General features: G+C 62.5%; 22 protein-coding genes. 11 read left to right on the forward strand and 11 right to left on the reverse strand.

Going from position 1 to position 19,844, the window contains the following annotated elements:
• Positions 1 to 50 precede the first annotated feature (50 nt).
• Together sdhC and V5F78_RS25180 are read left to right on the forward strand one after the other, a co-directional pair.
• Positions 51 to 434, forward strand: coding sequence for a succinate dehydrogenase, cytochrome b556 subunit (gene sdhC, locus V5F78_RS25175; protein WP_394071986.1), 384 nt, complete (start codon positions 51 to 53; stop codon positions 432 to 434).
• A gap of 17 nt (positions 435 to 451) precedes the next feature.
• Positions 452 to 595, forward strand: coding sequence for a hypothetical protein (locus tag V5F78_RS25180; protein WP_394071987.1), 144 nt, complete (start codon positions 452 to 454; stop codon positions 593 to 595).
• Between the two features lie 768 nt (positions 596 to 1,363).
• Here the strand turns inward: V5F78_RS25180 and V5F78_RS25185 are convergent.
• From V5F78_RS25185 to V5F78_RS25215, 7 genes are all read right to left on the reverse strand, one after another.
• The gene (locus V5F78_RS25185) at positions 1,364 to 1,717 is read right to left on the reverse strand and encodes an SPW repeat protein (RefSeq protein WP_394071988.1); all 354 of its coding nucleotides are present in this window, start codon (positions 1,715 to 1,717) and stop codon (positions 1,364 to 1,366) included.
• Between the two features lie 173 nt (positions 1,718 to 1,890).
• Complete coding sequence (gene ligD, locus V5F78_RS25190) at positions 1,891 to 2,898, reverse strand: non-homologous end-joining DNA ligase (protein ID WP_394071989.1); 1,008 nt, start codon at positions 2,896 to 2,898, stop codon at positions 1,891 to 1,893.
• Between the two features lie 23 nt (positions 2,899 to 2,921).
• The gene (locus V5F78_RS25195) at positions 2,922 to 3,791 is read right to left on the reverse strand and encodes a hypothetical protein (RefSeq protein ID WP_394071990.1); all 870 of its coding nucleotides are present in this window, start codon (positions 3,789 to 3,791) and stop codon (positions 2,922 to 2,924) included.
• On the reverse strand, positions 3,754 to 4,452 hold the full coding sequence (scpB, locus tag V5F78_RS25200) for an SMC-Scp complex subunit ScpB (protein ID WP_394071991.1): 699 nt from the start codon (positions 4,450 to 4,452) through the stop codon (positions 3,754 to 3,756). Before scpB ends, V5F78_RS25195 begins: the two co-directional genes overlap by 38 nt.
• A gap of 1 nt (position 4,453) precedes the next feature.
• The gene (locus tag V5F78_RS25205; RefSeq protein WP_394071992.1) at positions 4,454 to 5,395 is read right to left on the reverse strand and encodes a DUF1403 family protein; all 942 of its coding nucleotides are present in this window, start codon (positions 5,393 to 5,395) and stop codon (positions 4,454 to 4,456) included.
• Positions 5,396 to 5,638: 243 nt separating this feature from the next.
• The gene (locus V5F78_RS25210; protein ID WP_394071993.1) at positions 5,639 to 6,166 is read right to left on the reverse strand and encodes a GNAT family N-acetyltransferase; all 528 of its coding nucleotides are present in this window, start codon (positions 6,164 to 6,166) and stop codon (positions 5,639 to 5,641) included.
• Positions 6,163 to 6,441, reverse strand: coding sequence for a type II toxin-antitoxin system TacA family antitoxin (locus tag V5F78_RS25215; protein WP_394071994.1), 279 nt, complete (start codon positions 6,439 to 6,441; stop codon positions 6,163 to 6,165). Before V5F78_RS25215 ends, V5F78_RS25210 begins: the two co-directional genes overlap by 4 nt.
• Positions 6,442 to 6,597: 156 nt before the next feature.
• On the opposite strand from V5F78_RS25215, the gene V5F78_RS25220 reads away from it, so the two are divergent.
• Positions 6,598 to 7,611: a site-specific integrase gene (locus V5F78_RS25220; protein ID WP_394072058.1), complete on the forward strand. Its 1,014-nt coding sequence runs from the start codon at positions 6,598 to 6,600 to the stop codon at positions 7,609 to 7,611.
• A 79-nt stretch (positions 7,612 to 7,690) separates the two neighbouring features.
• Here V5F78_RS25220 and V5F78_RS25225 read toward each other — a convergent pair whose 3' ends face one another.
• The 4 genes from V5F78_RS25225 to repA form a co-directional block, all read right to left on the reverse strand.
• Positions 7,691 to 8,590, reverse strand: a complete 900-nt coding sequence (locus V5F78_RS25225; RefSeq protein ID WP_394071995.1) for a DUF3991 and toprim domain-containing protein — start codon at positions 8,588 to 8,590, stop codon at positions 7,691 to 7,693.
• Positions 8,591 to 8,773: 183 nt separating this feature from the next.
• On the reverse strand, positions 8,774 to 10,171 hold the full coding sequence (gene repC / locus V5F78_RS25230; protein WP_394071996.1) for a plasmid replication protein RepC: 1,398 nt from the start codon (positions 10,169 to 10,171) through the stop codon (positions 8,774 to 8,776).
• A gap of 123 nt (positions 10,172 to 10,294) precedes the next feature.
• The gene (repB, locus tag V5F78_RS25235; RefSeq protein ID WP_394071997.1) at positions 10,295 to 11,347 is read right to left on the reverse strand and encodes a plasmid partitioning protein RepB; all 1,053 of its coding nucleotides are present in this window, start codon (positions 11,345 to 11,347) and stop codon (positions 10,295 to 10,297) included.
• Complete coding sequence (gene repA / locus V5F78_RS25240) at positions 11,332 to 12,555, reverse strand: plasmid partitioning protein RepA (protein WP_394071998.1); 1,224 nt, start codon at positions 12,553 to 12,555, stop codon at positions 11,332 to 11,334. Before repA ends, repB begins: the two co-directional genes overlap by 16 nt.
• 401 nt (positions 12,556 to 12,956) lie before the next feature.
• Here repA and traI point away from each other — a divergent pair, with 401 nt between their 5' ends.
• The 8 genes from traI to trbL are packed head-to-tail and all read left to right on the forward strand — an operon-like array spanning position 12,957 to position 19,814.
• Positions 12,957 to 13,580, forward strand: a complete 624-nt coding sequence (gene traI, locus V5F78_RS25245) for an acyl-homoserine-lactone synthase (protein WP_394071999.1) — start codon at positions 12,957 to 12,959, stop codon at positions 13,578 to 13,580.
• Between the two features lie 19 nt (positions 13,581 to 13,599).
• Positions 13,600 to 14,568 carry a P-type conjugative transfer ATPase TrbB gene (gene trbB, locus V5F78_RS25250; RefSeq protein WP_394072000.1) on the forward strand — a complete coding sequence of 323 codons (969 nt, stop codon included), beginning with the start codon at positions 13,600 to 13,602 and terminating at the stop codon, positions 14,566 to 14,568.
• A complete protein-coding gene (locus V5F78_RS25255; RefSeq protein WP_394072001.1) occupies positions 14,558 to 14,938 on the forward strand; it encodes a TrbC/VirB2 family protein in 381 nt (126 codons plus the stop codon). Before trbB ends, V5F78_RS25255 begins: the two co-directional genes overlap by 11 nt.
• The gene (locus V5F78_RS25260; RefSeq protein WP_394072002.1) at positions 14,931 to 15,230 is read left to right on the forward strand and encodes a conjugal transfer protein TrbD; all 300 of its coding nucleotides are present in this window, start codon (positions 14,931 to 14,933) and stop codon (positions 15,228 to 15,230) included. Before V5F78_RS25255 ends, V5F78_RS25260 begins: the two co-directional genes overlap by 8 nt.
• 9 nt (positions 15,231 to 15,239) lie before the next feature.
• On the forward strand, positions 15,240 to 17,690 hold the full coding sequence (locus V5F78_RS25265; protein ID WP_394072003.1) for a conjugal transfer protein TrbE: 2,451 nt from the start codon (positions 15,240 to 15,242) through the stop codon (positions 17,688 to 17,690).
• Positions 17,665 to 18,459: a P-type conjugative transfer protein TrbJ gene (trbJ, locus tag V5F78_RS25270; protein ID WP_394072004.1), complete on the forward strand. Its 795-nt coding sequence runs from the start codon at positions 17,665 to 17,667 to the stop codon at positions 18,457 to 18,459. Before V5F78_RS25265 ends, trbJ begins: the two co-directional genes overlap by 26 nt.
• Positions 18,456 to 18,641, forward strand: coding sequence for an entry exclusion protein TrbK (gene trbK / locus V5F78_RS25275; protein ID WP_394072005.1), 186 nt, complete (start codon positions 18,456 to 18,458; stop codon positions 18,639 to 18,641). The genes trbJ and trbK overlap by 4 nt, the downstream gene beginning before the upstream one ends.
• A 15-nt stretch (positions 18,642 to 18,656) precedes the next feature.
• On the forward strand, positions 18,657 to 19,814 hold the full coding sequence (gene trbL / locus V5F78_RS25280) for a P-type conjugative transfer protein TrbL (RefSeq protein WP_394072006.1): 1,158 nt from the start codon (positions 18,657 to 18,659) through the stop codon (positions 19,812 to 19,814).
• Positions 19,815 to 19,844 lie beyond the last annotated feature (30 nt).

Here is a 19,844-nt window from a genome sequence, read left to right on the forward strand (position 1 = left end):
ATGCGCACGCCGCAAGATGCTTCCGCGCACAAGGTACATGAAAGGATAGTATGAGGGACCAGCGACCGCTATCGCCGCACGCAACAATCTATCGGCCACCTGTCGCGATGATGACGTCGATCATGCATCGCTTCTCCGCCATCGCGATGTATTTGGCGGGAGGACCGTTGTTGGTTTGGTGGTTATTGTCACTTGCCGACGGACCGGGCGCTTATGAGCAGTTCACGAGCTTCACGAAGAGCTGGATCGGGACGTATATCTTATTCGGGTTGAGCTGGTGTTTCTTCCAGCACCTCGCATCCGGTTTTCGGCACCTCGTCATGGATGTTGGAGCGGGCTACGAACACAAGATTGCGCGCAATGGGGCGCTGGCAACGTTCGCGGCTTCGACCCTGTTGACGTTAGGATTCTGGACGCTGTTGGTGCTGATGTAATAAGAGTTGGATTGCACATGAATTTTGCCAAGCGACCAAAACTAGACGAATACTTCGCCGTGCTATCTGCAAGCAACAGCGTTGGCGCAACGATTTTGCTCGTGGTGGCGGTTGCAGCACTCTGCGCGGTTTTCAGTACGTTTTTCTGGTGGATCCGATGACCGCTTGAGGCGCGCTTGGCAGCAAAACTCAACAATCAGCGGAAGACATCCCGACTTGACCTTGGCCAATCGCAAGGCGGAGACGATTGATCATGCGCTGGGACGCCATGTCGGCTCGCGCGCTTGACCGCCTGATGGTGAGCAACTCAATGCGATGACCTCGGCGTGGGTGGTTGCAAGGCAAGCGTCATCATGATCCGCGTTGAACAGACGGCACATTCTAGCGTTATTGTCGCATCTGGCGCACAATCGATGCCGGAAGAGGATTGCGAGCCGTGGACCAGAGCTATCAAGAGCTCCTCGTCATCCGATAGCGACGCATCAAGGCCCACGATCATCGAGCGGCCAAGCGCACGTTCAAAGAAGCGAATGAGGCTGTCCAGAACTGGCGAGAGTATCGGACAGTCATACGCCCAAAGTGCATCTGAAAGGCAGGGTTGAACTGGCTGGCGCGCGTCCCGAGCTTCTCTCCAACAGCGTGCGGCGGCGATTAGCATTGCGGCAGATGGCGTTTTTTCGCGGGCCTGAGAAGCGCAGCCTCCTTTCATGATTGATGCTCCCTTCCTTTCTGTGACCTTGCGATGAACAGTAATCGCGTTGCGGCGGCGGCCGTCCCCCTGAAGCGAGACGTGTCACCCATGGTCCCATAATTGCCAGCTCTGCTGCACTCGCAGATCCCCGCCCTGACGCTCGGACGGTAGAGGGAGAGGAGGATCGAACTGGCATTCTCCCCAATCCCTCTACCATCGCGTAGCAGCCATTGACGGCTCAATTGCGAGCGACCAATGGGCCCTTGCTGACCAAGCACAGTTGAGCCGCCGCGATACATGCCACGCAGATGCCGATGACGACGTGGGTCCACATCGCGGTCTGAGCGCCGCTGAAGCCCATTATCCAAGGCGCGACCACTGCCCAGCAGCCCAGCACGATATTCGACCATTCCGTCCACGCACCGTACCGCGCCAGTGCGACCGCCGAGCAACAGGCGATCAGGATGCCGACCACGGCCGCGTCCCAGACGGCGGCAGAGAGCCCTCCAAACGCGAAAGCCGCACATGCGAGGACGAGGCCGAGCACCATGTTGGTCCATTCAAGACCCTTATTTGGAACTTCATTTTTCATCTTATTCTCCTATTCCGGGTTTAAAAGGAAACGGTTCCGTACCGTACCTTACCATTAACACCTTTACACCCCGGGTGTTCCAAGCGATTTGCGCTGGATCAAGCGGTATGACCGTTGATTTCGCGAATCGCCCCGCTAGCGGCGAAGCGGGATTTTACGCGGAGACGATCCGATCAAGGATAAGGCACCGGACGTATGACCTGCCGCGCAGGCTTATCCTGCCGCTCGCCCTGATACGAGACCTGGCGCAGAAGGTTGTCTTCCGTCCACGTGAGATAAGTGACCTCCACGACGAGTTCGGGTTTCACCCAGTGCACACGTGAAAGCTCCAGAGGTGAGCCAAACCGGCTCTCGCGCGGCGGCGGGACATCGAGCGGCATGCGCGTCCTCTTCAGAGGTGCAAGCCGGCGGGCCAATCGTTTGAGCTCGGTCACCGTCAGCCCCGTGCCGACCCGGCCGGCATATCGCATACGTGCATCATCGGTGTAGTAGCCGAGGAGAAGCGAGCCGAAGTGCGGACGGGTCCCCGTCGGATCGGTCCATCCGACGACGACGAATTCCTCGCGATTGAGGCATTTCGATTTGACCCAAAGCCCGCGATCGCCAGGCGCATACGCTCGATCGATGCGTTTGGATACGACGCCCTCGAGCGCCATCTGGCATGCGTGCTCGCGAAATCGGGGGCCGTCTCCAACGATGTGGTCGCTGAACCGAACTCCTGGCGTTTGCGTCGCGAGCAAGGCCTGAAGGCGCGTCTTGCGCTCGATGAGTGGCAGTCGCGCCGTATTTTCGCCGTCGAGAAACAGAAGATCGAATGCAAAGAAGACGAGATCACCGGTGCGGCCCTCATCCATCGCGGCTTGCAGGCGGCTGAACGATGTCACGCCATCGGGAAGGACGGCGCAAAGCTCTCCGTCCAGGTAAGCATTTTGCAACGGCAGCGCGCGAAGAGCCGAGATCGTCGCTCGATAGCGATGGCTCCAGTCGAGCCCCGTCCGCGTGAGCAGCCGGATGTCGCCGCCGTCGATACGCGCGTGCATGCGGTATCCATCGAACTTGATTTCGTGCAGCCACGTCGGGCCGTCGGGCGCTTCGTCGACGAGACGGGTGAGCTGTGGCTTGATCCAGTTCGGCGGCACCTCAACCGGGGGGCCCACAGTTTGCTTCGATTTCCGCGACATTCCCCTCCCCCTGATCGTCAGCGTTAACAAGGATCGCCGACCTCCGCCCAATAGAGACGGTCCTGCTCGGCCTTCAACTCTTCGAGTGTCACTGGGATCGGATCGAGGTCCACATTGTACATTGGCAATGGCCAGTGCCGGTGCAGCGTGTTGACGTGATCCTGCGTGGCGAATTCGCTCGGTAGACCTTCGGCAATCAGCCGTGCGAGAAGCTCCTGCGTCAGACGTTCTCCGTCGCGCAGCGTCTCCTTCTCCTGAAACTCAAGCTGTCCCCAGGTCACGGATATGGCTTTGAGCCCGGCCAGCGTGAACATTCCGCAGGCTGCCATCGCGTCGACGACCTGCACCACCGCCGGCATGCGCGGCGGGAAACCGCTGGGATGGACGACGGGCGCATGCCAGGCGGGCGTGCCATCCTCATACGCCTCGACATCCGCATAGAGCTTGCTCTCCCGCCGATAGAGGACGTCGTTCGGGACGATAAACTCGCCCATGTTTCCCTCGAGGTCATGGGCCTTGCGCAGCGGCTCGACCGCTTTGCGGAGATCCGCGACGTCCGTGAACCACCACTCGGCGAGCTGGGCGTAAATCAGCCGGTCGAGGTGCCCGTAGAATCGGCCAACCAACTTATTCAGCTTGCCGGCAAGCCGCTTGTCCGGACAGCGAACGACATCGAGCAGGATGAGGATCTTCGCTGCCTCCTCCTTGGCGAATCCGGTGAGCACCTCAGCTTCGCGCGGCTTCTCCCGCAGTTCAGTAGATGCGGACCAGAATCCCATCGTACTGGCGTGAATGATCGGGAGGCCTTGCGCGATGAACGCAAGCCGATCGGCGGCCGGCATTTGACAAATGCGGTTAGCCTGTCTCTGTCCGATCTGCAGCTTCTTCGTCATCGTCCTCGTCATAGCGTTCGTCGTCTGCCGGCAGGGGGTTCGGAAACTCACCCTCCAGCATCCGGTCCTTGCTGAGCAAACCCGCCTCTTCGAGCATTTCCATGTCCGGCAGGTCGCGCAGCGTCTCCAGGCCGAAGTGCGACAGAAACCCCTTGGTCGTCACGTAGGTGTAGGGCGCTCCGGGCTGCGGGCTGCGCGGACCGGCGGCGATGAACCCTAATCCGCGCAGACGCCCGATGGTATCGCGGCTGACCTCCTTGCCAAAGAAGGACGACAATTCGCTGCGGGTGATCGGTTGATAATAGCCGATGCAGGCGAGGATCAGCGCCTCTGCCTGCGACAAATCCTTGCCATCGCCGGCGGCGCCAATCGCCGTGCGGATCGCGTCGGCGAAGTTCTTCCGGGTGCGGTGCTGCCAGCCGCCCGCGACGGCGACGAGTTCGTAGGGTCGGCCGCGCAGTTCCCCGCGGATGTCGTCGATGATGAGGTCGAGGTTGCAGTCGCGACCGACGATGCGCGTCAGCACGTCGCGAGTCACCGGCTCGGGCGACGCGAAGATGACGGCTTCGACGCGGCCCATCCATTCGCGCCAGCGCAGCTCCGGCGGCAGGTCGGCCAGTTCGGTGTCGAGTCCCTCTTTCTGTTGCGCACGCCGCCCCATGTCAGAGCCCGTACAATCGGAAGGTCGGCCGGCCCGTGAGTTCGCGCACGGCGCCGAGTGCCACCAGGCGCTCGAACAGCCGCCGCGTGCTGCGATCGCTCGCCGTCTTGCCGACGCCAGCGGGCTGGGCGTCCTCCATCATCAGGATTGCCACCATCATGTCGGCATCCCTGCCGCGCAGCTTCGGCGCCGCCACCAGCAACCGATTGGCTCGCCGCACGAGGTCGGCATAGAGGTCGGAGGCCGAGGCTGCGGCGCGCGCATAGGCCAGCGCGCACGACGACGCCCAAGCGTCGTCAACGCCACCTGCCTTGCCCGCGGCCCGAAGATCGGCGCGGCGGACCTGACCGGCGAGCAGCGGCACCGCCATCGGCCATTTCAGCCGATGCGCGAGCACCATGTCGGCCAGCCACAGGGCGAGCGCCTCGTTCGCGGGCACGAAGCGCATGCTCGCCGCCGCGATGTCGGCGGCGGCCGCGACCGCGCTACCCTGCCCTACCGCCAGTCTTGCCGCGGCGGCGACGACGTCCTCGATCGCATCATCGAAGCGCACTTCGAACAGCGCCGACAGCGTCAACATCCAGTCCTTCGGCGCCATGGCCGCGCGTTCGCCGAGATAGCGCCAGGCCTTGAGGATGCGGCCACCCGGCCCGGGATCGTCGCTCTCGCGGCGCAGATACCAGGCGTCGCGCAGCGCCGCCTCGTCCTCGGTCCGGCCGCCGTGTCGGGCCAGAACCGCGGCGTTCACGAGCGATAGGCGATGGCGCCAGAGCGAGCCGAGCGGGTGCTCGCTGCGGGCGATCGGATGGATCGCGGCGAGCGCGGCACCGGCAAAAAACGCCGCGTCGCCAACAGCTTCAGCGGACGCAGCATGACGGACCCATCCCGGCAGCGGCGGGAAGGTCTGCGGGGGATCGGGGATGATTCGCGCGCGCGAGGCCATGATCGAGCTTATTACGGCGCGGCGGTTTGCGCCATCGTTTTGCACCGTAACCGCCGCGCCTGTCGGGGGATAATAATGACCGATAATGTTGCATTATCATTCGTTTTGCTCTTTATAGAGAGGATGGCCGTTTTCGTTGCCCAGAAGCTCGAAATTCACCCTGCACAGGGCCCCGAAGCGCGTCACAGCACGGCAGTCGGCGACGCGCTAAGGGAGCCGTCTCGGCCGGGCGCGAACGACCTGTCAGAGGTGTCCGGCAGCCCGCAGGGCCTCAGCGAAGGTCGCAAGCGGGGCGGCAAGCGTGAGCGGGCGATCCACAAGGGCCTCGGCGCCATAGCTGGCGTACCACTGCGCGGCGCGTTCATTCTTGGCTTCAATAAGCATCAGGACGCCGCCGACCACTTCCGTCACGCGAAGGCACCGCAGCGCCGCCGCCAGCAGAAGTTGGCCGCCAAGTCCCCTCCCCGCGACCGCCTGGTCAACAGCCAGCCTCGCCAGCAGGAAGCCGGGAACGGGGTGCCGCGCGAGTCCCCTGGTCATCGCTTGCGGCACGGTGTCGTGTGCCACCGAGGCCGGCGCGACACTGTAAAATCCGAGAACCCGGTTGGGCTCGCCGTCCGCGATCGCGCAGAAGGTCTTGACTGCGTTCTGCTCATGGCCTTGGCGGGCGAAGCGCCGCAGAAAGGTGTTCAGCTCACCGTCGCCACAATCAAAGGCCTTCCGATCATGGGCCTTGGCGATCGGCTCTTCGTGCCAGGCAGGAAGGATCACAGGGATTTGGGCAACGCCGCAGCGGCCGCAAGCAATTTCGCGTTCGGCTTGGGCGGATTGTCCAGCAGATCCAGGACGCGTGCGACATCGCGCTCCGAGAGCTTGATGACGTCGGCTTCGGAGATGACAGCATCGGCCTCGCGCAAGGCGGACTGCGTGACGAAACTGGTCAGATCGGTATGGCGCAACGCTGCAGCTCGCATGAGTCGCGCCTTAGCCTCCGGCTTAATCCGCAGGTTCATCCGGTTGGTGTCATCGAGGGCAACGCGCGCCATGGCTCATATCCGCTTTCTTTGCAGCCGACATGAGTACTCAGAACGGATCAAAATGTCAACTTGTACGCATCCAATATGTACAGCGAGAGGCCCATGAGCACCGGAACACCATCAAGCGGCAAGGTCCTTCCGGATCATGCGGAATCTGTTCGGGAGATGGCGGAAGTCCCCTCCCCTGCCCTACCGGCCCATCTCGAGCGGCTGGCCGATCGCGCCCGCGACTATGTCGAGGCGGCGAGCTCGGCCAATACCCGCCGCGCCTACGCCTCCGACTGGAAGCAGTTTTCTGCCTGGTGCCGGCGCCAGGGCCTCGAGGTCCTGCCACCCTCGCCGCAGACGGTCGGGCTCTACATCACCGCTTGCGCGTCCGGCGCGGCGACGGCCGACCGCCAGCCGAATTCGGTGTCGACGATCGAGCGCCGGCTGTCGTCTCTGAGCTGGAACTACACGCAGCGCGGCACGCCGCTCGACCGCAAGGACCGCCATATCGCCACCGTCCTCGCCGGCATCCGCAACACCCACGCCGCCCCTCCCCGGCAGAAGGAAGCGGTGCTTCCGGAGGACGTCATCGCCATGCTGGAAACCCTCGACCGCGGCACGCTCCGGGGCCTGCGCGACCGCGCCATGCTGCTGATCGGGTTCGCCGGCGGCCTGCGGCGCTCGGAAATCGTCGGTCTCGACGCCGGCCGCGATCACACCCAGGACGGCTCCGGCTGGATCGAGATCCTCGACAAGGGTTTGCTGGTGACGCTGCGCGGCAAGACCGGCTGGCGCGAGGTCGAGATCGGCCGCGGTTCGGCGGACGCGACCTGCCCGGTCGCCGCCTTGCAGATCTGGCTCAAGCTGGCGCGGATCGGTCATGGCCCGCTGTTTCGGCGGGTCATCGGCCAGGGGAAAGAGGTCGGTCCCGATCGCCTGAGCGACCAGCAGGTCGCGCGCCTGGTCAAACGCGCCGCGTTGGCGGCCGGCGTCCGCGCCGATCTGTCCGAAGGCGAACGCGAGGCGAAATTCGCAGGACATTCCCTCCGGGCTGGGCTCGCCACCTCGGCCGAGGTCGATGAGCGCTACGTCCAGAAACAGCTCGGTCACTCCAGCGCGGAGATGACACGCCGCTATCAGCGCCGGCGCGACCGGTTTCGCGTGAATCTGACGAAGGCGGCGGGCCTTTGACCATGGCCGCCGTTGGCGTCATCGCATACGCGTGGCTGACCGGCCGGAAGCGAGAGTGCCCGGACGCTCGGGCACCTATCTAATTCGCGGCGCGGTTGATCTGCTCGTTCCAGTCCAGGGCATCGGGCCAGAGCCGAAGGAATGCGGCCCCCTCGGAGGCGGCGATCGTCCGGAGGCGCGCTGCATAGGCATCCCCCTGGTCATTCGCGTCTGATGCCGCAATAAGCTGCGAACCGGGCCGCGACGCTAGAGCTCTAATACGGGCTTCCGTCGCGGGGGCCCATCCGCCGCCGGTGCTGACGTAAAGACTGTCGCGCCGGCATCCTTCGAGGGCCGCGAGGCTCATCGCATCAATTGCCGCCTCCGTGACACAGACCCTCTTGGCATTCTCTTCATCGCCAAGCACGAACAGCGCTTTCGCGCCGCCGGACGCGAAGCCACGCCAGCTTGCTCCCCGCTCTTCCCAGCCAATGACCTTTCCGCGATCATCGATGTGGGCCGCCCATATCGAACCCTTGGGCCCTTCCCGAAGTCTGTCTCCGGCCGACGCTGCTGCGATGATGCTGGCTGGTACAGCCCGCGTATGTGCCAGATAGATCCATGCTGACGAGCCCGGCGCCATCTGCGGCCGCTCCGACCAACGTTTCGCTATGGCGGTGGCTGGATGCGGCCTCGATTTGCGCTGCCAAATGGGTGCCGTTGGTTCGAAGCCGACGAGCTCGGACACCGCCTTCAAGGCAGTACTGAAATCGGTAGCCCCAAGATGTTGGGCGAGGGTGAAAACATCGCCTTTCGCCGGGGATGTTGGATCGAACCAACCGCGACCCTGGTGAATGACAATCACGATCTCACCGTCGCCGCGGCGGTACTTTACAGCTTTCGGCGTACTCTCGCGCAAGTCGACCTTCCAGCCATCGCGTTCGAGCAGAGCGGCACAGGTTACCTTGGCCTTGATGCCATCCTTGTCCAGTTCAGCCATGAAATGGCTCCGCCAGCTTTGTGTCAGAGGACTTCCGGGCGGCCGGCGGGGTTACAGCTGTAACCCCCCTTTGCGAAACCCTTGAATTTATGCGGATTTCTGCAGGTTCGCGCAGCTCAGCCCGGTTTGAAGTTCGGCGCGCAGCCCACAAAGAGTTACAGCTGTTACCCCCTGCGGACACGATCATATTTTTCGCTCCCGGCTGCGCCTAAGGGCGCCGTCCGCCAAACCGAACAGACTTTTCTCGAGGTGCAAGCTTCCGTCCACCGCCCGGTCAACCATCGCGCGGAAATAACCACCCGGGCTGGATATCTGCTCTGGAGCCGTGATCGATTTCTCAAGGACCGTCGCGAGGATCGCAGCCGCCGCATAGCGGCCGACCTTGCCCGTTCCATCGACCCAGGCCGCTTCCGACAGCCCAATCATGACCCGCATGATATCGGCGGCCCCGGTGAGCTCCGGCCAGGTTCTGAATTCGCGACCGATGATTTCACAGGCTTGCGGGCATGCGGATCTCATCAAGCTGATCGAAACCGACCCGAGCACCTGCGACTGAATTTCGTCCGGACTGCTTGTCGATCCGCGGCCTCGCAGTCGTTGCGGCAAGAGCGAAACTTCCTCGAATTTTTTCTCGGCTGGAGGAACGACCGCGGAGCGGGCGTCCTTTTGCTGAAAAATTTCTCGCTCGTTAGAGCGAGGCCGGTCCTGTTTACTTTCAAATGAGTTTTGAGAGGTTGTATTAATATTAGGAGCGACATGCATGTCACCCTCGCCTGACATTTCATTAGTTACGTATTCATCTGTGACCTCGCCGATAATCCGGCGATGCAACTCGTCAAGCGCTTCGGCCTCAGCCTCGCTCTCAAATCCTTGGTCCCTGATCTCATCCAGCTCTACCATCCAGTCGCTCGCCCGCTCTGGATAGGCCCCGCATGCATCCACGATCGCACGCGAGAGACGCGTCACTGCCCTGCGGGCTTCCTGCTCGCTATTCAGCCGCGCCTGGAAGTCGTCGACGAGGCCCTTGAGCTCCTTGATCCGAACCCGGGACGGCGTGAAGTCGAGGCCATAGCCCTTGTCGATTCCGCCCTCCTTGTCGCGGTAAACGAAGCGCCGACCGGTCGGACTGTCGCGATAGGCAATGATCCCAGCCTCCACCAGGCGCTTGATGCAGCGGGAGACCTGCCGCTCCGATCGAGCCGTATATTCCGCGAGCTTCGCATTAGAGATCGCGACGATCGGGCGGTTCGCACCCTTCCAGTCATCAGCCCGCGAGAGCCCGATCAGAATGTCCATAATATGGTAGGTCGAGCCGTCGATCCCCAAGACGGGCGCAGCCTTCTTGAGAACGATCGCGACCTCCGCTTTGGTGACCTCGGGCACGTCATTCGCCATCGCCAGCCGCGCGCTCGCGAGGATCCCGGGGGTAACGCGCCGAAACGACGCTATTTCTGTTGTTTGGACCATAGCCAGCCATTCCGCGACCTCATGGCCGCAGCTCCATCGTGTGAGTGGATGAAAAGCCAGCAAATCGGCGCACAAACTCATGCCCCGAGTGGAAACCAGGGCTTGATTGTGCAAGCGCCCCGTCATAGAATCAGTTTGTAACCGCTGATGCTGACGGAACTGGACCGTTCTGTTGGCTAGGAACTAAAGGGCTTGCCGATTGCCGTCGGTGGGCCCTTTTCCTTTTCCGGTGTCATGTCATGTCTTTGCCTCTCGTTTGAACTGCTCCACCAGCTGCGGCAGCCGCTCGATCAACCAAGCTGACAAACCCGGCGCCGGAGCGTGCGGAATGGAAATCTGGGTGCCTTTGGGCGTTCGCTTCGTCGTGATCGAAAGCCCGTCGCCGAGATCGACCTCGTCGACTTGCGGCGTGTTCGTGGTGGCCCGTCGGTCGAGAAGACGGAGCAGCGCGGCAAATCTTTCGTCGGATCCCAAAGCCTGCCAGGACTCCGAGGCCACCAATCCGTTCACGGCAGAGTTCGTGTCCGCTGGCAGCTTCTGATCCTTGAAGAAAGAACCAAGCTTTTCCCATTTGGGGCGCCCAACCGCTGGAGCTGGCCCAATTTTGCGAACGAGCGGCTCCGGGAGAGCATCGGCGGTCGAGGTCAAGATCGAAATGTACGCCAGGCCTTTCGCTTCGCCGCGGCCGAGCGCCTTGGCGATCGTCTCGCGCGTAAAGCCTCGATTTTTCAGTCCGATCGCGAAAAGCGCCTGCTCAATGAACGAAAGATTGGCCCGCTCGGTGTTCTCGATGCCCTGCGCGATGACCAGCTGCTCGTCGGTGAGCGGCATGACGATCGCCCGAACGGGAATGCCGAGAATTTCGCAAGCCCGAAGGCGCCGATGGCCGTAGGCGACCTGATAGGCGTCGGCTTTGTCCGGTACAGGACGAACCAGGATCGGGAGTTTTTGACCTTCGCTCCGTATACTCTCAACGAACAGCGGAAACTGCGGATTATCCTCGAAGTCCATCCGGTCGCGCACAAAAGATGGGATGATCGTCCGTGAATCAAGCTCCACCGTAGCGACCGCGGACTGCAGCTGCGCGCGAAGGCGCTCATTTTCCACCTCAACCGCCGAGAACGACTGCTGCATCGATTTAACGGCACCGGACATGCCGGATGGATTGGGACGCGATTTATCCGGAGCAGGGGAGGGCAGGTGCTTCTCAAGCTCGGCACGGTCGACATTGGCGAACAGGCTCTTCATCCGATTGGAGCGATCCTTGGCGTTCGTCATGCCCGCCCCCACACCTGCTTGAGATGCTTCAGAATCTCCTGATTGACGCCGTCAACGGATTCGAGCGCCCGGGTGAGCGTGTCGCGGCCCACCGTACCCCTCGTCATTTCGTAGAGGCTCTTTTTTTCCAAACCGGCATTCGCGATCGCAGTCGTCTCCACGACGACTGGCGCAAGCACATCCTCGCCGAAGAGAGACCGCAGAAGCGCAACGATATTCACCTGCGGCACATCATGAGGATTGTGCCGTGTCAGGATGTATCGGATGAAATCGTGCTGAAGCGTCCCGCCGTTCTCCTGGATGACCTGCAGGATATCGCTCGTCATCTTGAGAAACTGGTTCATGCTTGACACGTCGAGCATGGCCGGATGGACGGTGACGAGAAGAGCAGTCGCTGCATAGAGCGCGCCGAGCGTCAGATACCCAAGCTGAGGCGGCGCGTCGATCAGGACGACATCGTAGTCATCCTCGACGCTCCCGATCACAGATCGCAGCCGGCGAAAGAACATCGCTTCCCCACGCCCGTCGCCGCGAGCAATGGCCTGAGGCGTCTCGTGCTCATATTCCATGAGCTCGAGATTGCCGGGCACAAGGTCGACGCCGTCGAAATAGGTCTTGCGGATGACGCTGCGAAGCGGAACGCGAAGCTCCTCGTCGTATCGGATTGCGCCGTAGATCGTCTGATTGTCGTCGACATCGAGCTCGGGCTGGAAACCGAACATCGTCGAAAGCGAGGCCTGTGGATCGAGATCAATGGCAAGGACGCGCAGTCCTTGAAGAGCGAGGAAATGCGCCAGATGGACGGTTGTCGTGGTCTTTGCCGAGCCGCCCTTGAAATTGGCAACGGCGATGATTTGAAGTTTCTCGTGTGGCCGGCGCCGCGGAAGAAAATTCACCGCATCCTTCGGACGCTTTTGCGCCAGATGCCCGCGAATTTCGTTGATCTGCGCGAGCGTATAGGCGCGACGACGATTGTCCTTTCCGTGGAGTTCTGGAGCAGCGCTTTCGCCATCCAGAGACATCTGCCTCAGGGTGGATTCGGCGATTCCGACCATTGTCGCTGCCTCGCGAGAGGTAAAGGTTTTGAGCGACTTCTTGGCCTCGGGAGGATACATCTGTGACCGCAGTGCCTGCAGTTGTGCTGCAAGCAGATGCGAGTGCCGCGTGATCTTGGCGATCGAGGCCTCGCTGTCCGATTTTATGGCTACCGCTCCGGTCATATCGCTCTCGACGGAAAATTCCTGATAATCGATGAAAAAACGTCGCCGGACGATTACGCGATTCTCTCTATGGGTCAAACTTTATTTGGTTAACAGATACTTAACGGCAGCCGCGGCGACCGTACCCGGCCGCGCTGATTCGTTCACATTCATGCAACATTATCGAGGCCTTACCGCCTGCCGGCTGGAGACGGCGCGCAGCCGGTATGCTCCCGTTAATCCTACAGTAAAACCGGCGCGCCACCGCTCCGTTTTCTCTGCCGACAGCAGCCCTCGTTGCCCGCCACAGCACGACTCAGCACGATTCGAGCGCTGGCTGGCCTCCCGTTAATTCACCAGAGGAAACGATCCGCCGCTTCATGCTGAATTGCGTCCGTTCAAAGCAGCGGAGGATTTGGCGAATGCGGGTAATTGCGATTGATGCGAACGACCATCGCGGATTGGGGTCTCTTCTCGACAAGATGCATCGATTGCGCGCGCAGGTCTTCGCCGGAAGGCTCGGCTGGCGGGTGAAGATCGAGCAGGGACGCGAGCGCGATGAATACGATGCGCTCAACCCGACCTACATTCTGGCCTTGACGGATCGCGGCGACGTCGCGGGTTGCGCGCGCCTGCTTCCAACCGCTGGCCCGACCATGCTGACACAGACGTTTCCGCAATTGCTCGCGGGAGGCCAGCTGCGGCGCAATCCCACCACGGTCGAAAGCTCACGCTTTTGCGTCGACACACGCGGTGAGGGGAGGGGAGGGCGATTTCTGCATGAAGCGACGCTGACGATGTTCGCCGGGATCATCGAATGGTCGATGTCGAACGGTTTCGACGAGATCGTCACCGCGACCGATGTGCGGTTCGAGCGGATCCTCCAGCGGGCAGGCTGGCCCATGACGCGCCTCGGTGGCGTGGAGCTTATCGGCGGCACGATGAGCGTAGCGGGTGTCCTGCCTGCAGACAATGCGAGCTTCCAGCGGGTATGCCCGCCTGACTATCGCTCCGACGTCGCGCTCGCGCAGCGCGTCGCCGCGTGAACCTTGGCGATCGCATCCCATGACCGAGCTCCGTTCCCACCCCCGCCTCGTCCGCAAGCTGCAGGACGCCCTCGGAGATCAGATCTGCGCCGCGCTTGATGATCCGGCTGTCGTCGAAGTAATGCTTAATCCGGATGGCCGGCTGTTCATCGAACGACTCGGACACGGGATGGCAGCCGCGGGAAACATGCCGGCAGCGACCGCCGAGATCATCATCGGCAGCGTTGCGCATGCTCTGCAATCGGAAGCTGACGACGAGCGTCCGATCATTTCGGGCGAGTTGCCGATCGGCGGTCATCGGTTCGAAGGCTTGCTGCCACCCGTCGTCGGTGCGCCCACATTCACGATCCGGAAGCGGGCGTCGCATCTGTTCGAACTCGACGATTACGTCGCCCAGGGCGTCATGACGGCCGACCAGCTCGCGGTCATCCGCAACGCCATAGCATCGCGGCTGAACATCGTCGTGTCGGGTGGCACCGGCTCAGGCAAGACGACACTCGCCAATGCCGTGATTGCAGCGATCGTCGCGGACGCACCGGAACACCGCCTCGTCATTCTCGAAGACACCGCCGAGATCCAGTGCGCAGCCGAGAACGCCGTCTTGCTGCACACGAGCGACACCATCGACATGGGGCGCCTGCTCAAGAGCACGATGCGGCTTCGACCTGACCGCATCATCGTCGGCGAGGTGCGCGACGGCGCCGCGCTCACGTTGCTCAAAGCCTGGAATACCGGCCATCCGGGCGGGATCACCACCATCCACGCCAACAGCGCGTTCTCCGCGCTGCGCCGTCTCGAGCAGCTTACGGCCGAAGTCAGCCAGCAGCCCATGCGCGAGGTCATCGGCGAAGCAGTCGATCTGATCGTCTCAATCGAACGAACGGACCGGGGCCGTCAGGTGCGCGACGTGCTCCATGTCGAGAACTTTTCGGCGGGCCAATACCAAACCCAATCCTATGCCCGGAAGGAGGAGCGCCATGTCGCGTGAACGCATGATGATCGTAGGGGTCGCAGGCGTGCTGATCACGCTCCTCGCGCTTGACCCGGCGCTTGCATCGACCAGCGGCGGGGGCAACCTGCCTTGGGAAAGCCCGCTTCAGCAGATCCAGCAATCGATCACCGGACCGGTCGCCGGCTTCATCGCGCTTGCGGCTGTGGCGATCGCCGGCGGCATGCTGATCTTCGGCGGCGAGCTCAACGATTTCGCGCGACGCCTCATGTATGTCGTACTGGTCGCCGGCATTCTCCTTGGCGCCACGCAGATCGTCGCCCTGTTCGGTGCGAGCGGCGCATCGATCGGCGATGTCGCGCGTATGCCGCCAAAGGTCGACAGGGCCGGGGGCCTCAGCCATGGCTGAGGCCGGCTCCAATCTCAGGCGCAACCGCATCCATCGCGCGCTGTCACGGCCGAATCTTCTATTCGGCGCCGATCGCGAACTGGTGCTGCTGACGGGCCTCGCGGCCGTCATCCTGATCTTCGTGGTGCTCACCTGGTATGCCGCGATCCTCGGCGCGGCGATCTGGATCGTCGTCGTGGCGGCGCTTCGGATGATGGCGAAGGCAGATCCGATGATGCGGCGCGTCTATGCGCGCCACATCTCCTACCAGCCTCAATACAGGGCGACTTCGACGCCCTGGCGTCGTTACTGAGGTCCCCTGATGGTCGCGCTACGTTCCTTCCGTCACTCCGGTCCGTCCTTCGCCGATCTCGTGCCTTATGCCGGGCTGGTCGCGAACGGAATCCTGCTGTTGAAGGACGGCTCGCTGATGGCAGGCTGGTATTTCGCAGGACCGGATTCGGAGAGCTCGACGGACGGCGAGCGCAATGAAGTCTCGCGCCAGATCAACACGATTCTGGCGCGTCTCGGCTCCGGCTGGATGATCCAGGTCGAGGCGGTGCGCGTGCCGACCACGGAGTATCCCGCGCTGCAGGACTGCCACTTTCCCGATCCGGTGACGCGCGCCATCGACAACGAACGTCGCGCGCGCTTCGAGCAGGAGAGGGGGCATTTCGAGAGCCGCCACGCAATCCTGCTGAGCTGGCGGCCGCCTGAGCGGCGACGTGCGGGCCTTGCGCGCTACATTTATTCCGATGTCGAGAGCCGTTCCGCCTCTTACGCCGATACGGCTATCGGGAGCTTCGCCACCTCGATCCGTGAGGTCGAGCAATATCTCGCCAGCGTCCTGTCGATCCGGCGCATGGAAACACGCGAGGTCGAGGAGCGCGAAGGCACCCGCATCGCGCGCTATGACGAGCTGTTCCAGTTCATCCGCTTCTGCATCACCGGCGAGAACCATCCGATCCGCCTGCCGGACATTCCGATGTATCTCGATTGGCTGGCGACGGCCGAGCTTCAGCATGGGCTGTCCCCCATGGTCGAGAACCGCTTTCTCGGTGTGGTGGCGATCGACGGCTTTCCGGCCGAGAGTTGGCCAGGAATCCTCAATTCGCTCGACCTGATGCCGCTGACCTACCGCTGGTCCTCGCGGTTCATGTTCCTCGACGACCAGGAGGCGCGGCAGAAGCTCGAGCGCACGCGCAAGAAGTGGCAGCAGAAGGTTCGTCCCTTCATTGACCAGCTCTTCCAGACGCAAAGCCGCTCGATCGACCAGGATGCGGCCGCGATGGTGGCCGAGACTGAGGACGCTATTGCCGAAGCCTCCTCGCAGCTCGTGGCCTATGGCTATTACACGCCGGTCATCGTCCTCTTCGACGACAACAACGCCCGCCTCCAGGAAAAGACGGAGGCCGTGCGGCGGCTGATCCAGGCCGAGGGCTTCGGTGCCCGCATTGAGACTCTGAACGCAACCGAAGCCTTCCTCGGCAGCCTGCCGGGCAATTGGTACGCCAACATCCGCGAGCCGCTGATCAACACGCGCAACCTCGCGGACCTCATCCCGCTCAATTCCGTGTGGTCGGGCGAATCGACGGCGCCATGCCCGTTCTATCCGGCGGGCTCGCCGCCGCTGATGCAGGTCGCATCCGGTTCCACCCCCTTCCGGCTGAACCTGCATGTCGATGACGTCGGACATACGTTGGTGTTCGGTCCGACAGGTTCCGGCAAGTCGACGCTGCTGGCGCTGATCGCGGCGCAGTTCCGCCGTTACGCCGGCGCGCAGATCTTTGCCTTCGACAAGGGCCGCTCGATGATGCCGCTGACGCTGGCGGCCGGCGGTGATCACTATGAGATCGGCGGCGACGAGGCGGACGGTTCCGCCGCACTTGCCTTCTGCCCGTTGGCTGACTTGTCGACGGATACGGATCGCGCTTGGGCGACAGAATGGATCGAGGCGCTCGTCGCGGTGCAGGGCGTGACGATCACGCCGGACCATCGCAACGCGATTTCGCGGCAGATCGGGCTGATGGCAGAGGCGCGCGGACGATCCCTTTCGGACTTCGTGTCGGGTGTGCAGATGCGCGAGATCAAGGACGCGCTGCGTCACTACACGGTCGACGGTCCGATGGGGCAGTTGCTCGATGCGGAGAAGGACGGACTGGAGCTCGGCTCGTTCCAGACGTTCGAGATTGAGCAGCTGATGAACATGGGCGAACGCAATCTCGTCCCCGTCCTCACCTACCTGTTCCGGCGGATCGAGAAGCGGCTGACCGGCGCGCCGAGTTTGATCATTCTCGACGAGGCCTGGCTGATGCTGGGCCACCCAGTGTTCCGCGACAAGATTCGCGAATGGCTGAAGGTGTTGCGCAAGGCCAACTGCGCAGTGCTGCTCGCGACGCAATCGATTTCGGATGCCGAGCGCTCGGGCATCATCGATGTGCTGAAGGAGAGCTGCCCGACCAAGATCTGCCTTCCGAACGGCGCCGCGCGCGAGCCCGGCACGCGCGAGTTCTACGAGCGCATCGGTTTCAATGAGCGTCAGATCGAGATCGTCGCGACTGCGGTGCCCAAGCGCGAATACTACGTCGCTTCGCCCGAAGGTCGCCGTCTCTTCAACATGGCGCTCGGTCCCGTCGCACTGTCCTTCGTCGGCGCCTCCGGCAAGGACGACCTGAAGCGCATCCTGGCGCTGAAAAAGGCCGAGGCCGACTGGCCCGTTCGCTGGCTCAAGGAAAGGGGGATCGGCCATGCCGAGACACTTCTCGCCGATTAAGGCGCTCGTCGTCGCCATTGTCATCGGATCGCCTCCGGCGAGTCCGGCGATTGCCGGCGCCGCAGCCGGCGGCGCCACCGAGTTCACGCAGATGCTCAACAATGGAGAACTGATCAGCCTTGTCGGACAGTCGACGACACAGATCAACAACCAGATTCAGCAGATCACGCAACTCGCCCAGCAGATTCAGAACCAGCTCAAGATCTACCAGAACATGGTGCAGAACACCGCGCAGTTGCCGTCGCATGTCTGGGGGCAGGTCGAGAGCGACCTCAAGCAGTTGCAGAACATCGTCAACCAGGGACAGGGCATCGCCTTCTCGATGGGCAACGTCGATGACGTGCTCAAACAACGCTTCCAGAGCTACACGCAGTTCAAGACCAACCTGCCGAACGGCGCGAGTTTCGCGTCGACGTATCAGAACTGGTCGAACACGAACCGCGACACAATTGGGAGCACGCTTCAGGCGGCGGGTCTTACCTCGCAGCAATTCTCGACGGAAAACTCCACCATGTCGCAGCTGAAGACCGCCTCAGAGAGCGCCGATGGCCAGATGAAGGCCCTGCAGGTCGGCCACGAGATCGCCGCGCAGGAAGTCGCGCAAATGCAGAAGCTGCGCGGCCTCGTCGCACAGCAGACTACGATGATGGCGACCTGGTTCCAGTCCTCGCAGGCTAGCAAGGACCTGTCGCAGGCACGCCGCGAGCAGTTCTTCAGTGCGACAGCGCCGGCGACCAAGGGCGGGCAGACGATGGAGCCGCGTTGGTGAAGCCGTCGACGATCATGCTTCTCATCATCGCGGTGGGCGCCTGCACCGCAGGAGCGTGGCTGTTCGTCACGACACGCACGCCTGTGCCGCCATCAGGGGCGTCGCCGCATACCGCCGAATTCTTCAAACCGCCGCAGGACTACAAGACGACCGGCGGACAACAGATGAAACCGCGTTGGTAGGGGAAGGGGCAGGGAGTGCGTAGAATTAAACCGGGGCTCGTCCTGATCATTGCGATCGGCACCGTCGTTGTTGCGCATCCTGCGCTGGCTCAGCAGGACGGCAGCGTTCTCACGACGTTGGAAAATTCGGTGACGACCGCCGCCAAGGGCTGGCAGACGACTGTCATGCAGGCAGCCAGGTCGCTCTTCTGGATCCTTGCCGGGATCGAGGTCGGCATCGCCGCGGTGTGGCTGGCCATCCAGGCCGCGACACTTGATGCCTGGTTCGCCGAATTGGTGCGGCGGATCATGTTCATCGGCTTCTTCGCTTTCGTACTCGATCAGGGGTTCACGTTCGCGAAGGCTGTCGTCGACAGCCTCTACCAGATTGGCGCGGGCGGCGGATCGGCTTCGCCGGCGGATGTCTTCAACGCGGGTCTCAAGGTCGCCTCGTCGATGTCGCAGAACGCGCAGTTCGGCTTGTTCCAGGACAATGCACTCGCGATCGCTTCGGTCTTCGCCATGGTGATCGTGGTGATCTCGTTTTCGCTGGTCGCAGCGATCTTCGTCGCCGTGATGGTCGAGATGTATGTCGGCCTTCTCGCCGGCATGATCATGCTCGGTCTCGGCGGCTCGTCCTTCACCAAGGACTTCGCCATTCGGTATCTTGTCTATGCCTTCTCGGTGGGCATGAAGCTGATGGCGCTGGTGATGATCGCCAAGATCGGCTCCGATGCCCTGTTGAATCTCGCCAACCAGACCGGCACCGGCAACGACGCCTTCGTTGGCACGCTGGCGATCGGCGGCATCTCGGTCGTCGTCTTCATCATCTCGATCTATGTGCCGAACATCGTCCAGGGCGTGGTGCAGGGTGTTTCCGTCGGCAGCGGGATGGAAGTGGTGAAGCATGCTGGACAGGCTGCGAGCTTCGCGGCTGGCGGCGCCGCGCTCGCCGCCGGAGGGGCAAGGGCGGGCGCAGCCGGTTTCAGCGCCGCGCGTGCGGATGGCGCCTCATTTGGAACGGCCGCCCTCAAGGCCATGACGGAAGGCGTCGGAGCCACTGGCGGCGCGCTTGCATCCGCGGCGCGCGACCAGGCGATCGGCGCGCCGGGCTCGTTCGGCACGTCGACGCTCGGCCTCGCCAACGCCAAGCTGGATCAGCGGCTCTCGAAGAAATCGACCGGCAAGACCTAAGCCAAACCGACAGATGAAAAGTGGAGACCG

It is taken from the genome of Roseixanthobacter glucoisosaccharinicivorans, from assembly GCF_043195095.2.
In the GTDB taxonomy this organism is placed as follows: Bacteria; Pseudomonadota; Alphaproteobacteria; order Rhizobiales; family Xanthobacteraceae; genus NCEH01.